The 13,316-nt window shown below is 64.0% G+C and carries 14 protein-coding genes; 1 reads left to right on the top strand and 13 read right to left on the bottom strand.

The window, feature by feature from the left end; genetic code table 11:
* Positions 1 to 3: 3 nt before the first annotated feature.
* The 11 genes from LB551_RS14925 to LB551_RS14875 all read right to left on the bottom strand — a co-directional run bounded on the left by LB551_RS14925 (position 4) and on the right by LB551_RS14875 (position 10,573).
* Positions 4 to 678 carry a response regulator transcription factor gene (locus tag LB551_RS14925; protein WP_224659659.1) on the bottom strand — a complete coding sequence of 225 codons (675 nt, stop codon included), beginning with the start codon at positions 676 to 678 and terminating at the stop codon, positions 4 to 6.
* 344 nt (positions 679 to 1,022) lie between these two features.
* Positions 1,023 to 2,564, bottom strand: coding sequence for a Do family serine endopeptidase (locus tag LB551_RS14920; protein ID WP_224659658.1), 1,542 nt, complete (start codon positions 2,562 to 2,564; stop codon positions 1,023 to 1,025).
* Between the two features lie 131 nt (positions 2,565 to 2,695).
* Complete coding sequence (locus LB551_RS14915) at positions 2,696 to 3,163, bottom strand: cytochrome c-type biogenesis protein (protein ID WP_224622976.1); 468 nt, start codon at positions 3,161 to 3,163, stop codon at positions 2,696 to 2,698.
* Positions 3,160 to 5,151: a heme lyase CcmF/NrfE family subunit gene (locus LB551_RS14910; RefSeq protein WP_224659657.1), complete on the bottom strand. Its 1,992-nt coding sequence runs from the start codon at positions 5,149 to 5,151 to the stop codon at positions 3,160 to 3,162. The genes LB551_RS14915 and LB551_RS14910 overlap by 4 nt, the downstream gene beginning before the upstream one ends.
* Before the next feature lie 29 nt (positions 5,152 to 5,180).
* Positions 5,181 to 5,624, bottom strand: coding sequence for a cytochrome c maturation protein CcmE (gene ccmE, locus LB551_RS14905; RefSeq protein WP_140494692.1), 444 nt, complete (start codon positions 5,622 to 5,624; stop codon positions 5,181 to 5,183).
* A 14-nt stretch (positions 5,625 to 5,638) separates the two neighbouring features.
* Positions 5,639 to 6,793, bottom strand: a complete 1,155-nt coding sequence (gene ccmI, locus LB551_RS14900) for a c-type cytochrome biogenesis protein CcmI (protein WP_140553921.1) — start codon at positions 6,791 to 6,793, stop codon at positions 5,639 to 5,641.
* A gap of 127 nt (positions 6,794 to 6,920) precedes the next feature.
* Positions 6,921 to 7,358: a hypothetical protein gene (locus tag LB551_RS14895; protein ID WP_140638774.1), complete on the bottom strand. Its 438-nt coding sequence runs from the start codon at positions 7,356 to 7,358 to the stop codon at positions 6,921 to 6,923.
* A gap of 187 nt (positions 7,359 to 7,545) precedes the next feature.
* The gene (locus tag LB551_RS14890; protein WP_318012735.1) at positions 7,546 to 8,934 is read right to left on the bottom strand and encodes an ATP-binding protein; all 1,389 of its coding nucleotides are present in this window, start codon (positions 8,932 to 8,934) and stop codon (positions 7,546 to 7,548) included.
* Between the two features lie 28 nt (positions 8,935 to 8,962).
* Positions 8,963 to 9,628: a response regulator transcription factor gene (locus LB551_RS14885; RefSeq protein WP_140494700.1), complete on the bottom strand. Its 666-nt coding sequence runs from the start codon at positions 9,626 to 9,628 to the stop codon at positions 8,963 to 8,965.
* Between the two features lie 72 nt (positions 9,629 to 9,700).
* Positions 9,701 to 9,991, bottom strand: a complete 291-nt coding sequence (locus tag LB551_RS14880; RefSeq protein ID WP_224622982.1) for a hypothetical protein — start codon at positions 9,989 to 9,991, stop codon at positions 9,701 to 9,703.
* Between the two features lie 174 nt (positions 9,992 to 10,165).
* On the bottom strand, positions 10,166 to 10,573 hold the full coding sequence (locus LB551_RS14875) for a DUF3168 domain-containing protein (RefSeq protein WP_140553928.1): 408 nt from the start codon (positions 10,571 to 10,573) through the stop codon (positions 10,166 to 10,168).
* Positions 10,574 to 10,835: 262 nt separating this feature from the next.
* Between LB551_RS14875 and LB551_RS14870 the strand changes: the two genes are divergently transcribed.
* Positions 10,836 to 11,624, top strand: a complete 789-nt coding sequence (locus tag LB551_RS14870; RefSeq protein ID WP_224659656.1) for a 2-keto-4-pentenoate hydratase — start codon at positions 10,836 to 10,838, stop codon at positions 11,622 to 11,624.
* Positions 11,625 to 11,669: 45 nt separating this feature from the next.
* On the opposite strand, the gene LB551_RS14865 is transcribed toward LB551_RS14870, so the two are convergent.
* Complete coding sequence (locus LB551_RS14865) at positions 11,670 to 12,476, bottom strand: ABC transporter permease (protein WP_140520723.1); 807 nt, start codon at positions 12,474 to 12,476, stop codon at positions 11,670 to 11,672.
* A 4-nt stretch (positions 12,477 to 12,480) separates the two neighbouring features.
* Positions 12,481 to 13,314, bottom strand: coding sequence for an ABC transporter permease (locus LB551_RS14860; RefSeq protein ID WP_224659655.1), 834 nt, complete (start codon positions 13,312 to 13,314; stop codon positions 12,481 to 12,483).
* Positions 13,315 to 13,316 lie beyond the last annotated feature (2 nt).

The following is a 13,316-nucleotide window of genomic DNA, read 5'->3' as shown; positions in this document are numbered from 1 at the left end:
CGCCTAGCCGGCCCTAAGCATATAGCCGGCGCCGCGAACCGTATGCAGGATGGGCTTATCGAAGCCTTTTTCGATCTTGCCGCGCAGCCGCGAGACATGGACGTCGATGACGTTGGTCTGCGGATCGAAATGATAATCCCAGACATTTTCGAGCAGCATGGTGCGCGTCACCACCTGGCCGGCATGACGCATCAGATATTCGAGCAGGCGGAACTCGCGCGGCTGCAAAGTGATCTCGCGTCCGGCGCGTTTGACCGAATGCGAAAGCCGGTCGAGTTCGAGATCGCCGACGCGGTAGACGGTTTCGGCCTCCTTGGCGCTGGCCCGGCGGTTCAGCACCTCGACGCGGGCGAGCAGCTCGGAAAAGGCATAGGGCTTGGTCAGATAATCGTCGCCGCCGGCGCGCAGGCCGGTAACCCGGTCGTCGACCTCGCCAAGCGCCGACAGGATCAGCACCGGCGTGGTGTTGCCCCTGGAGCGCAGGCCGGCGATGACGGACAGGCCGTCGCGGCGCGGCATCATCCGGTCGATGACCATCACGTCGTAGTCGCCGGCATCGGCGAGCGCGAAGCCGGTCTCGCCGTCACCCGCCACATGCGCGGTGTGCCCGGCCTCGGTAAAAGCTTTCTGCAGATAATCCGCAGCCTCGCGATCGTCCTCTATGACGAGAATCTTCATAGGGCCGTTATACGCGATTTCGCTGGAAGATTGAGTAGCCGGCATCTGCATTTTAGCCTTCGCCAAAGCGCATCGCGATCAAGATGATCCAGGCCGCGCGCGATAAAGTCTTGGTTCTCTGGTGTCACTGTCCCAGACATGCTGCCGGCATGCCGTTGCCACCAAAGCGCTCCGCTTGTTCGCTCAAGCCTGAGCGCATGGTCCGCGGGCGGAGTGCGGCCGCGGGCGATGGGAAGCCCGCGGCCGCCGGAGGGGAGCACGATGACTGACTAACGCGCTCGGCTCCATACTTTCCCGTGCGGCGGCTCGGGGGTGTTTGACACCGCCGCGCCGGAAAGTCGTTGTCAGCCCTTGGCGACGGGCAGCGCCACGAAGCGGTTGTTGTCGTCGCGGGTAATCTGCATCAGGACAGCCTTGCGCCCGGATTTCACCGCTTCATCCATGGCCTTGGTGACGTCGTCGGTGCCGTTGACTTCCGTCGAATTGACCGCGGTGATGACGTCGCCCGGCTGGATGCCGCGGTCGGCGGCATCGCTATCGGGATCGACATCGGTCACCACCAGGCCCTTTCCGTTCTCGGATTTGGTGACGGTCAGACCGAGATCGGCGAGCGTATCGGCCTTGGCCGGAGCCGCCGGCTTGTCGTCGGCCGAGGCCTGCTTGTCGCTTGAAGGCAGCTTGCCGAGCTCGACCTTGACGCTCTGGCTCTTGCCGTCGCGCCAGACCGTGACGTCAACCGACTTGCCCGGCGAATAGGCGCCGATCAGGCGGGCGAGCTCCTTCGGCGAAGCAACATCCTTGCCGTCGACCTGGGTGATCACGTCACCGGCGGTGATGCCGCTCTTCTTGCCGGGGCCGTCGTCCTGAGCGCTGGACACCAATGCGCCGTTGTTGGACTTCAGGCCGAGCGACTCTGCGATGTCTGATGTGACCGGCTGGATCTCGACGCCGAGCCAGCCGCGCTGCACGGCACCGCTCTTCATCAGATCCTCGACGACCTGCTTGGCGGTCGAGGCAGGAATGTCGAAGGCGATGCCGACGCTGCCGCCGGAAGGCGAGAAGATGGCGGTGTTGATGCCGACCACCTGACCGCTGAGGTTGAAGGTCGGGCCGCCGGAATTGCCGCGGTTGACCGACGCGTCGATCTGGATGAAATCGTCATAGGGACCGGCGCCGATGTCACGGCCGCGCGCCGAGACGATGCCGGCGGTGACGGTGCCGCCGAGACCGAAGGGGTTGCCGACGGCCACGACCCAATCGCCGACCCGAACCTTGGAGTCATCCGCGAAGTCGACATAGGTAAATTTGCCGCCACCCTCGACCTTGAGCACCGCGAGGTCAGTGCGCGGGTCGGTACCGACCAGCTTGGCGTCGAGTTCCTTGCCGTCATTGGTCACCACGGTGAAGGCGGTGCCCTCTTCGACGACATGATTGTTGGTGACGAGATAGCCATCCTCGGAGATGAAGAAGCCCGACCCTTGGGCCACCGGGCGCGGCTCGCCGTGGCCGCGGTCACGATGCCCGAACCGGCGGGGACCGTCGTCGTTCTGGCCCTGATCGCCAAAGCCGCGGAATTCCTTGAAGAAGCGGCGCAGCTGCGGATTGTTGGGCAAATTGTCGAAGCCGTCCTGGTCGTCGGAACCGTCATCGGCCGTGGGCTGGACCTTGGCCTTGACCTTGACGCTGACCACGGCGGGCGAAACGCGCTCGACGACATCGGCGAAGCTGGGGACCTGCGGTGCCTCGACACGCACGGCATCGGCCAGAACGGGGCTGGTCCCGCTGGTCAACGCGCCAACGCCTATCGCGCCGGCAACGGCGACGGAAGCGACGGCAGCCAGAAGACGCTTGCGGGTGCGGGAACATGAATTGGGAGCAATAGTCATGGGGTCTCGTATCCTCTTTTCGAAGGGACGCGCCTTGTCGGCATCCTGGGAAGAGAATTAGAGCGGCGTACATTACGACGTCATTTCCGACGCATGAAACTTTGGTAATGTTGGCGAATAACCGCCTGCACTCAATCGCGGCGCAGGATCGCCTCTAGTGCCGCCCGCTCGTCGGCGGAGAGGGATTTCGTCGCCAGTGTCCGGCGCGATCTGGCGTTGAGCACGATAAACAGGCCACCGGCCAAAAGCAGGAGCACCGGCGTGCCCCAAAGCAGAGCGTTGCGCAGGTCGAAGCGCGGCTTCAGCAGCACGAACTCGCCGTAGCGTGAAACCACATAGTCCATCACCTGCTTGTCGGTATCGCCAGCGACCAGGCGCTGGCGCACCAGAACGCGCAGGTCACGGGCAAGGTCGGCATCGGATTCATCGATCGACTGGTTCTGGCAGACCATGCAGCGCAGCCCTTCCGACAGCGCTCGCGCCCTCGCTTCCAGCGCCGGATCGGCAAGCATCTCGTCGGGCTTCACCGCCAGCGCCGTGCCGGCAAAGGACAGCGCCAGCACCATCACGAGCGACGCGATGGACAACTTCGCCTTCATGGCAGGCCCGCGGGGCTCATGGCGCCCGTCTGCTTGCGGCGGCGCGAGGGTGCGCCGACGCGCAGGCGCCTGTCCATCAGCGACATGGCCGCACCAACCATCATGACCAGGCCGCCGCCCCAGATCAGCGTCACCAGCGGCTTCCACCACAGGCGCACCACGACCGATCCGTCATTGCCCTCGTCGCCGAGCGAAATATAAAGCTGCGAAAGGCCCATCGTCCTGATGCCGGATTCCGTCGTCGTCGTCTGGCGTACCGGATAGAAGCGCTTGGCCGAGCTGATTTCGCCAACGGGACTGCCGCCGACACCGATCAGTTCGAAGCGGCCGCGATCCTCGCTGTAGTTCGGTCCCTGCGCCGGATGGAGCCCGACGAAACGCAGGGTGTGGCCGGACAATTCGACGGTTTGCCCGGCATGCATCGACAGGATTTTCTCGGTGCCGAAGCAAAGCGTGCCGACAATGCCAAGCGTGGTCAGGCCAAGACCGAGGTGGGCAAGCGCGGTGCCGAAGACCGAACGCGGCAGGCCGAGCAGGCGCCTGACCATCACCTTCGCGGCCACATTGCCGAACCCCGCCTTGACTGCGAGGTCGGTGAGAGCGCCGAGGACCAGCCAGACGGCGAGACCCACGCCAAGGGCTGCGAATACCGAAGCGCCATCGATGAACAGAGCAGTGACCAGCGTTGCCAGAAGCGCCGCCGCGAACGCCGCCATCAGGCGCTGCGCGACGGCGAAGATGTCGCCGCGCTTCCAGGCCAGCAGCGGCCCGAACGGAACCATGGCCAGCAACGGCACCATGAGCGGTCCGAAGGTGAGGTCGAAGAACGGCGCGCCGACCGAAATCTTGTCGGCCGAAAGGGCCTCGACGGCCAGCGGATAGAGTGTGCCGACGAGTACGGTGGCGGTGGCCGTGGTCAGGAACAGATTGTTCAGCACCAGCGCGCCTTCGCGCGAAACCGGATGAAAGAGGCCGCCGGCCGTCAGCCTCGAGGCACGCACCGCAAACAGCGTCAATGATCCACCAATGAACAGCGTCAGTATGCACAGGATGAAGATGCCGCGCGTCGGATCGGTGGCGAAGGCATGCACCGAGGTCAGGACGCCCGAACGCACCAGGAAGGTGCCGAGCAACGACAGCGAAAAGGTCAGGATGGCGAGCAGCAGCGTCCAGATCTTCAGCGCCGAACGCTTTTCCATGACAATGGCCGAATGGAGTAGCGCGGTGCCCGCCAGCCACGGCATGAAGGAGGCGTTCTCGACCGGATCCCAGAACCAGAAGCCGCCCCAGCCGAGTTCGTAATAGGCCCAGTACGATCCCATGGCGATGCCGCCGGTCAGAAACATCCAGGCGACCAGCGTCCACGGCCGCACCCAGCGCGCCCAGGACGCATCGATGCGTCCGTCGATGAGGGCGGCTACCGAGAAGGAGAAACAGATCGAAAACCCGACATAGCCGAGATAGAGCAACGGCGGGTGAACGGCCAGGCCGAGATCCTGCAGGATGGGATTGAGATCGCGCCCTTCGATGGGCGCCGGCGACAGCCTGGCGAAGGGATTGGACGTCGCCAGGATGAACAGGAAGAATGTCGCGCCGATCGCACCCTGCACGGCAAGCACGTTGGCGCGCAGCGTCGCCGGCAGGTTGGAGCCGAAGGCGGCGACCAGCGCACCGAAGAAGGTCAGGATCAGCACCCAGAGCAGCATCGAGCCTTCGTGGTTGCCCCAGGTTCCAGTGATCTTATAGATCATCGGCTGCAGCGAATGGGAATTTTCCCAGACGCTGGCGACCGAGAAATCGGAACTCGCATACGCGGTGACCAGTGCGGCGAAGGACAGCGCCGTCAAAGCAAAGCCGGTGATCGCGACGGGAGCGCCGACCGCCATCAGGCGCTGATTGTTGGTGCGGGCGCCGAACAGCGGCACCACCGTCTGCACCAGGGCCAGCGCGAAGGCCAGGACAAGCGCGAAATGTCCGGTCTCAACCATGATCGCCAACCCGGCTATATCGAGCCTGCCTATTCACTCTTGCTCTCCTGCCAAACGCCCTTGGCCTTCAGCCCATCGGCCACCTCCTTGGGCATGTAGCGCTCGTCGTGCTTGGCCAGAACGCTGTCGGCCACAAAGACGCCATCCGGGCCGAACGTGCCCTCGGTGATGACCCCCTGCTCCTCGCGAAATAGGTCAGGCAGGATGCCTGTATAGGTGACCTTGACCGATTTATGGGTGTCGGTCACCGAAAACGCCACTGTCGCCCCCTGCCCGCGCTGGATCGTGCCTTTTTCCACCAGGCCGCCGAGCCTGATGCGCTGGCCCGGCTGCACCGTCGCCGTGGCCAGATCGGCGGGCATGTAGAAATAGGACGCCTTCTGGCCGAGCGCATAGAATGTCAGGCCGGTGGCGGCGCCGAGGAAGGCCAGGCCGCCCGCGATCACCGACAATCGTTTCTGTTTGCGCGTCATTGTACGGTCCAGCCCTATTGCGTCGCCGTCAGGCCGAGCGAAGCGGCAAAAGCGGTGAATTTCCTGGCTTCGTCACTGTCGGCTCCAAAGACGGCAATAGCGCGGCTCAGCGCCTCGCGCGCCTGGTCGGCCTTGCCCAGCACGATGTAGGAACGAACGAGCCGCATCCATCCTTCCGGGTCGCGCGGATTCTGCCGCAGCTTCTCGTCGAGCCCGGCGACCATGGTGTTGATCATGGCTTCCCTGTCCTGCGGCGACATCGATGAAGCGGCATCGATATCGCCCGCGGTCGGTCCGTTTGCCGGCTCGCTCGAAGCGACGCCTGCATTGCCGGCGCCGGAACTGCCGGACTTGGCCAGCGCCTGCTCGATCGCGCCGCGCCATGGCGAATCCTTCGGCAGCGTGCCCAGCATCGCCTGCCAGGCCGCGGCCGCCTCCTTGCTGCGGCCCTCCTGCGCCAGGGCCATGGCCAGGTAGAAGCCGGCCTTGGCATTGGCGGGGTCAAGCTTCAGGGCCGCCTCGAAGGCCTCCTGGGCATCCGCCGAAACGATGCCGCCGGCCGCACTGGCGATCGCCTCGCCGAGACCGGCTCGGCGAACGGCGCTGTCGCCGTCGAGGCGAATGGCGTTGCGATAGGCGGCGACCGCGTCGGAAAAGCGCTGCATGCGCAGATAAACCGGCGCCAACACGTCCCATCCCCTGCCGTCGGACGGATTGGCGGTAAGGTGGGCTTCGGCGCGAGCCACAAGTTCGTCGACCGAGCTGTCGGCCGGATTCTTGGCCAGGCGCTCGCTGAGCGGCTGCGAGGGCAGATCGGGCGAGCCGATATTGATGTACAAGCCCCAACTGACCAGCGGCACCGCCAGCACGGCCGCGGTGGCGACAAGCCGCGTCGCGACGGATGTGCGTCCGACGGATGCGCTGCCGGCCTGGTCCGTATTGTCGAGGCGAAGGATGCGCCGGGCGATCTCGGCGCGCGCCTCATCGGCTTCGGCAGGCTTGATCAGCCCTCGGGCGGCATCGCGGTCGAGTTCGGACAGTTGATCGCGATAAACTTCCAGATCGTGCTCGCCGCTTGAAGACGCGCTTCTGGCGCCACCGGCCAGCGGCAGCAGCACCGCCAGGCTGGCGCCCAGCGTCAGGATTGCGGCTATGACCCAGAACAGCATGGTTCTTCCAATAACGGCAGAGCCTTGCCCTGCCAACACAAGCATACTGCGACGCTTTGACGACGGGCGCGCTGCATATCCTTCATCGACATCAATCGGCCGGGTCCGAAATGGACCGGCTAGGCCGTCAGGTGAGCGGCGTCCAACTGCCATCGGCGTTGCGGCAAGCCGTACCACGCGCCGTGACGCCTGCCCCGCCAGTAAAGACGGTCTGCGTGTACTGGCGGCAGTCCTGTGAGCCGACGCGGTAGGGTTGAGCCGGAACCACTTCGCCATAGCGGGACGCCTGGGTGCCCTTCCACGTCACCTTCTGGCCGCTCGTGGTGTATTCGAGCGCCTTGTATTCCGCCTCGAGCGCGCTGCGCTTTTCGGCGTCGCTAAGCCCGCTGCCGATCGACCCGCCAATGAGGCCGCCGCCCATCGCAGAGATAATCGTCGTGGCGACTTTGCCGCTGCTGGGTGGCGTGGAGGCCGGCGTCGCAGCGATGGTGGGAGCCTTGCCGCCCAAGGTGGTGCAGCCGGAAACGGCCATCAATGCGGAAACAAGTGCGACGCGAATCTTCATGCCAACAACCGGTTTTCTTGAGCTGGAGCCTGTCATGGATGAGCCGGGGGCCGCGTCATCGGAGAAGTCGGCGAGCCTATAATGTTGATATTTGTCGGAAATTTGGCCGTTGGGCCCGCTACGGAGCCAATCGGTGCGCCGCCATAACATGCCCAGTCCGTCAATGTCGATCGGCCGGGGAAAGGCATCACTGAAGGCTCCGCAATCGCACTACCGCCTTCAATCCGCCCATGCCGGACCGTTCGAGCAGCAGTACGCCTCCATACTCGTTGACGAGGTCGGCGACAATGGCCAAGCCGAGACCCGTGCCCGGCTTGGTCTCGTCCAGGCGTCGTCCACGTTTCAACGCTTCGCGCGCTTTTTCCTCGGGTATGCCCGGCCCGTCGTCTTCGATGGCGATCTCGAATATGTTGTCGTCCTTGTCACCCACGGGAACGACGGAGACCGAAACCGCGCTCTTCGCCCATTTCATCGCGTTTTCGAGCAGATTGCCGAGCAACTCCTCGAGGTCCTCGCGCTCGCCGGCAAAGACGATCTCGATCGGCGGCAGCGACAACGACAGGTTGGTCTGCGGATTGAGCTTCTGCAAGACCCTGACCATGCGCTGCACCAACGGCGTTATCGGCGTGCGATAGACGACGCTGTCGCGCTGCGCCGCGACGCGGGCGCGCTGGAGATAGTGATCGACCTGCTTCTGCATGGAAGCGGCCTGTTCGGCGATCAGTTGCCCCTTGGCGCCGCCAAGCGCCCGCCCCTCGTTGAGCAGCACCGCCAGCGGCGTCTTCAGGGAATGGGCGAGATTGCCCACCTGAGTCCGCGAGCGCTCGACGATACGCCGGTTGTTCTCGATCAAGGCATTGGTTTCGTTGGCAAGCGGTTCAATCTCGGCTGGAAACTGGCCGTCAAGCCTTTGCGCGGTGCCTTCGCGCACCATGGCGAGCGCGTTCCTGACCCTTCGCAGCGGTTGCAGGCCGAGCAGGATGGCAATGGCGTTGATGGCGATCATGCCGACGCCGAACAGGGAAAGGTAGGTCAGCAGCCGGCGCTGGAAGGTGGCGATCTCCTGTTCCAGTTCGGTCTTGTTGCCCATGACGCGAAAGCGGGCGGCGCGATTCTTGGCATCGAGAACGAATTCGCTCTCGAACACGACCAACTCCTCGCCATCGATGCCTTGCGCCGCGTAGCTGCGCTGGAAATTGGCGTTGAAGGGAACGTCCGCCACGTCGGGCGACGGGATCGTCCGGGTCATCGATGATGAGTGGAGATTGCCGTGCACGCCTTCCGAGGCGGGTTCGACGGACCAGTACCAGCCCGAATTCGGTTCCGAGAAGCGGAGGTCGCCGAGATCCGGAGCGCCGGTGAGAGCGCCGGTATCGGAAATGCCGATGGAGCCGATCAGGTTGAACAGATGCGCCGAAAGCAGGCTGTCGAAACCGCGCTCGCTGGCCTGGCGGTAGAGCGTGGTAATGAGGGTGAAAATGACGATGAGGGTCAGGATCGCCCAGACCGTGGAAAAGGCGATGACGCGGAACGTCAGCGAGCGCGGCCACAAGCGCAGCGAGAGCCGCTTGCTCACGGTTGGGTTGGTAGGGAGCGGTTCCGCCTTACGCCTCCGGCTCACGCATGCGATAACCCATGCCGCGCACGGTTTCGATCATGTCGATGCCCATTTTCTTACGGAGCCGTCCGACAAACACCTCGATCGTGTTGGAATCGCGGTCGAAATCCTGGTCGTAGAGATGCTCTACCAGTTCGGTCCGCGAGACGACCTCGCCCATGTGATGCATCAGGTAGGCAAGCAGACGGAACTCATGCGATGTCAGCTTCAACGGGACGCCGGCGACATCGGCCTTCGAGGCCTTGGTGTCGAGGCGCAGCGGCCCGCAGGTCAGTTCGGACGAGGCGTGGCCGGCGGCGCGGCGGATCAGCGCCCTGACCCGCGCCAGGACCTCCTCGATATGGAACGGCTTGGTGACATAATCGTCCGCGCCGGCGTCGATACCGGAGACCTTGTCGCTCCAGCGGTCGCGGGCGGTCAGGATCAGCACCGGCATCTTGCGGCCGCCGCGCCGCCAGCGCTCGACCACGCTGATGCCGTCCATCTGCGGCAGGCCGATGTCGAGCACGACCGCGTCATAGGGCTCGGTGTCGCCGAGGAAATGGCCCTCCTCGCCGTCATAGGCCCGATCGACGACATAGCCTGCGTCGACCAGCGCATCCGATATCTGCCGGTTGAGATCCTTGTCATCCTCGACGACCAGTACGCGCATGCCGGGACCACTGCCTGTTGACCGATGGCTTCCAGCTATAGGCCGATTCCGCCGGTCTGGGAAACGATGGGGTCAGTTCTGCGGGACGACAATCTCGGAGCGGCGCGGACGCTGCCCATCCTTGCCGGGGACAAGCACGACGATGACGCAGACCGGCTGCCCACCTCGCGTCGACTGCGAAGCCTTGGCAAGGGTCCCGCCATTCTGCTCGGCCACCCGCTGGCCGATCGCGTAGCAGTCGGCCGCCGCCACGACGACCGGTTCATCCTGCGCGGCTGCCGGCGCTGCGCTTGCCGGCGCCGCAATCAGCCCGGCGCAGAGCGCCAGGGTCGCGGTTCGGAAATGGGAGCGAAGCGTTCTCATGGCCAGCGTTGTAACGCATCGGCGCTGAACGTGAAATGAACGGTGATCGCCGCTGAAACCATGCTCGCCACACCCCTGCAACGCGAGACAAACAATTGAGATTTCATCGCCCAACTCGATGAAACCCATGAAGTTCCAGTCTAGACTCCGTTTCGTTCATATTGAAAGCGCGCGTCAGGCGTTTTCCTGGGTCAGCGCCCGAAAACGCAGCAGGCCGTGATGGACAAGCAGTTCCTCGTCATAGCGTGCCTCGCTGAATTCGAGCGACAGGCGTGTCTGGCCGCGAGCGCCGACCTCCAGCACCGCGTCGGCAAGGCGGGCCTCGATCGCATCCATGATAGCGCGCGTTTCGGCGTCGCCATGGGCTTTCGACCAAACATGCAGCGTAATTAGTTGATCGTCGCTGTTCTCGGCGCCAGTGTCCCAGTCAAAGGCGCAGGTCTGGCCGCATGTCACATAGGGAAAGGCGGCGTTGTCGGTTGGTTGTTGCCGCAACCCGGCGCCGCCCAGCAGCGCCGACAGGGACGGATCGCTTTTCAGCCTCAGAAACAGTCCCTGCTGCAAATCGCCGGGCGCCGTCATCGTTTTTTCTCCCTCGCCCGTTGCGCGACCGACCCTAGCATGCCAGAAGCTCTTCCGCGTTCTAGACGCTTTGCCATATATAGCCATTTACCGCACGGACACGATTGCCGATTCGTCGTCACGATGATGAATGTCGATGATTTCGAAAATACGACTTCCTGACAATCTCGTCAGCGACGAGGCATAGCGGATATCCGTTGCGCACTGCAAACATCAGCAACGCCCGGCAGCGGCCCATTTTCCTAGATTTCAGGAGCTGATCATGCTCGATCCAGAAAAGGCCAGGGCCGCGTCGCGCCTTCTGGTAGGCCATTGGGACCAGGGCACTCGTCTCGACGCCATACCCGAGGAATTGCGGCCGAAGACGCGGGCCGAAGGCTACGCCATCCAGTCGCATGTGATGGATCGCTCAGTGGCTCCGCTCTTCGGCTGGAAGATCGCGGCAACCAGCCTGGCCGGCCAGCGGCATATCAATGTCGATGGCCCGATGGCCGGGCGCCTCCTCGCCGAGAAGGCAGTCGAGGTCGGTGGCTCCGTTTCCCTGGCGACTAGCAAGATGCGTGTCGCCGAGATCGAATTCGCCTTCCGGTTCGGCCGTCAGTTGCCGCCTCGCCCGGCGCCTTATGAAATCGGTGATGTGATGGACGCCGTGGCGAGTTTGCATCCGGCGATCGAAATACCGGACTCCCGCTATGAGGATTTCTGCGCTGTCGGGGCGCCGCAGCTCATCGCCGACAATGCTTGTGCCAATCTGTTCGTCATCGGCGAGGCGGTGGAAGACGATTGGCGCGACGTAGATCTCGCGAAGCACCCGGTGGCCGCTTCTGTCTCTGGAAAGTCGCAGCATAACGGATCAGGAGCAGCCGTGTTGGGCGATCCTCGTATTGCGCTGACCTGGATCGTCAACGAACTGTCGGGGCTGGGCATACCGCTCCAGCCGGGGCAAGTGGTGATTACAGGCACTTGCGTGACGCCGATCAGCGTTGAGGCGGGCGACGAAGTCATCGGCGATCTTGGCAGGTTCGGCCGGGTCTCGGTGTGCTTCTGCTAGCGGTTTTACCTCTGTGACAAACCCATGAGGCAGACAGGTCCCCGGTCATTGTCCCCCACGCAGCCGCACTACGACGCTGCGCACTGCAAGCACCAGCACGGTGATGACGATCAGGATCACCGAAAGTGCCGCGATCGCCGGGTCGATATTGTCGCGTAGGCCCATCCACATCAGCCTGGGCAGCGTGATGGCGTTGACCGAGGTGATGAACAGCGTCACGCCGATCTCCTCCCAGGAGAGAACGAAGGACAGCAGTGCCGCGGTGACGATGCCGAATTTGATGTTGGGCATGATGATGCGCGTGGCGCGCTCCCACACGCTGGCGCCAAGGCCACGCGCCGCGAGGTCGATACGGCGGTCGAGCTGGCTGAGGGAGACCAGGATCAGCACCGTGGCGAAGGGCACCGTCATCACCGAATGCGCCATGGCCACACCCAGCCACGTGTCGTAGCCGAAAAAGGAACTGACGCCGGAGATCGAGGTGAGCAGGAAATAGAGCGTCACCGCCGAGACCACCGGCGGCACCACCATCGGCAACAGCACGAAGCCGACCAGAGCCGCGGTGAAGCGCGGCTGGAACATCCACACGCCAAGGCTGAAGCACAGTGCCAGCACCGTCGAGATGACACTGCTGACGATGCCGATCCTGATCGAGAGCAGGATGGACTGGAGCCAGCGCGGATCCTCGACCAGCGAGCGGTAATGGCGCAGCGACAACTCGCCCGTCGGCATCGCCAGCATGCGGCTCGGCGTCAGCGAGACCGGGATCACGGCCAGCAGCGGCAGGAGCAGGAACAACGCCACCAGGACGGCGAGGGCCAGCGAAACGGGACCGGGGCGATAGGTCGGCATCGCGCTACACCAATTGCTTCGGTCTGACGTAGCGGAAAAGCAGCGCCATCAGAACGCCGACGAACAGCACCAGCACCACGCTGATGGCGGCACCCAGCCCCCAGTCCGGGCTCTGGAAGATGCGGAGATAGATCAATTCGGCGATCATGACGCTGCGGCCGCCGCCAAGGATCGCCGGCGTGACGAAGAAGCCGAGGGAGAAGACGAAGACGATCAGCGCGGAGCCGATAATGCCGGAGCGCGTCATCGGCACGAACACCGTCCAGAAGGTGCGCATGCGGCCGGAACCCAGCCCGCGCGCGGCGAGCAGCACGCGCTCATCGAGGCTGCGCATGGAAGACGCCAGCGGAAAAACAGCGAAAGGAATGAGAAAGTGGGTCATGCCGACGATGACGCCGAATTCGTTGCGCACCAGCGTCAGCGGTTCGCTAATGAAACCGATCGACTGCAGCCACGTGTTGATCAGGCCGCGATTGGAGAGAAGCGCCACCCAGCCGAAGGCGCGCGTCAGCACCGATATCCAGAACGGCACCAGGATGCAGAATTCGGCCAGCACCCGCTGCGCCCGGCTGCCGCGCACCCAGACCACGGTGATGGCATAGGCAGCGGCAACCGACACAATGGTGACGATCGCCGCGATGCGCAGCGTGCGGACGAACACCGACTGCACCAGCGGGTCGGTTATTAGCGCGCCGTACTGGCCAAGCCCGGGCGTCGGCAGCGTGAAGCTCCACTTCACCACGCCGAGGAAAGGCCAGGCATAGGCGAGGCCAAGGAACAGGAGCAGCGGCGCCATCAATAGCGCCGCGCCCATCCTGTCGGAGAGAACGCCTCTCATGT

It is taken from the genome of Mesorhizobium sp. BR1-1-2 (assembly GCF_020165435.1).
Classification (GTDB): Bacteria; Pseudomonadota; Alphaproteobacteria; order Rhizobiales; family Rhizobiaceae; genus Mesorhizobium.
Note: the sequence above shows the minus strand (reverse complement) of the source record. Positions and strands in the feature narration are given on the sequence as shown.